We start from the raw sequence: 1023 nt of genomic DNA, 5'->3' as shown, positions 1-1023 counted from the left end.
GCTCGACAGAGCTCTGGCGAGCATCATGCTTTTGAAAGCATCCTGAATACTGGCAGGTTGATTCAGCAAGTCTTCGATGAGAGCAAAAACCCTGTGCGTAGGCAATTTGCCGTTTTTGGCAAGGGCGTTTTCCAGAATCTCCCTGCCATAGATTTCCCAGCTCTCGTTCTTGCCAAGGTCCGGAAAGAGAGCATCGCTGTTGGCAAACGTTGCCATTTTGGCTACTCGCTTGAAAGGTTTGCTGTTTTTTTTAAGGCCACAGGACAGCAGTTGATCTTCGATGTCGTGGCGGTTGTCACGCCAAAGGTTTCTGATGGTCAGAGCGGGTTCAACGTACTGACGGTTGAAGCGTTCAAGGGTGTCAGGCATTCCTCCGGTTTCAACCTGTAGCCCCGGTTTGCCCAGTAGCCCTCGCAGGCTTTTCAGCAGGTCGCCGGGGGTTTTCCAGACAGATCGGGCCAGTCGTACCAAGGGTTTATTTAATGGGTAAAGTTCGGTACGCCAGAAGTCTGCGGCTGACTGCTCCAGCAAGTGAGATTCGTCGGTAATCAGTTCATTGGAAAATAGCGTGCCACTTTCGAAGGCATGCTGTCTCAGCATTCTCTGACAGAAGCCGTGTATGGTGAATACGGCTGCCTCATCCATCTGACGTTCTGCGGCCAGCAGCAGTCGAGCTCTTTCTGTATGATGATCAAGGTCGTTCATCAGTGTTGCTATGAAGTCATCATCCGTCAGACTCTTTTCAAACGCCTCTCTGGCCTGATGTAGTCGGGCGCGAATACGATCTCTCAGTTCCCCAGTGGCTGCCTCGGTGAAGGTGACTACCAAAATCTGGTCAACTGTCAGAGGTTTGCAGTGGGCTGACTTTTTCTGATCGTGCTCGGGCCCGTGCCCAAGGACCAGCCTTAGAAAAAGGTTGGCAATCGTATAGGTTTTGCCTGTTCCGGCGCTGGCTTCGATCAAACGGTTTCCGTGCAGGGGGAAGGTTCGTGCTTCCAGCTGCATTGGTTGGTTGGCTATTTT

The 1023-nt window shown here is 51.9% G+C and carries 1 protein-coding gene; it reads right to left on the bottom strand.

The genetic code is table 11. The features are described from left to right. A partial coding sequence (locus tag KDK19_RS09890; protein ID WP_257291845.1) for a UvrD-helicase domain-containing protein occupies nucleotides 1-1023 on the bottom strand: 1023 nt, incomplete at both ends.

The organism is Endozoicomonas sp. ONNA1 (assembly GCF_024606325.1).
Taxonomy (GTDB): Bacteria; Pseudomonadota; Gammaproteobacteria; order Pseudomonadales; family Endozoicomonadaceae; genus Endozoicomonas_A.
This window is presented reverse-complemented; position numbering and strand designations above follow the sequence as displayed.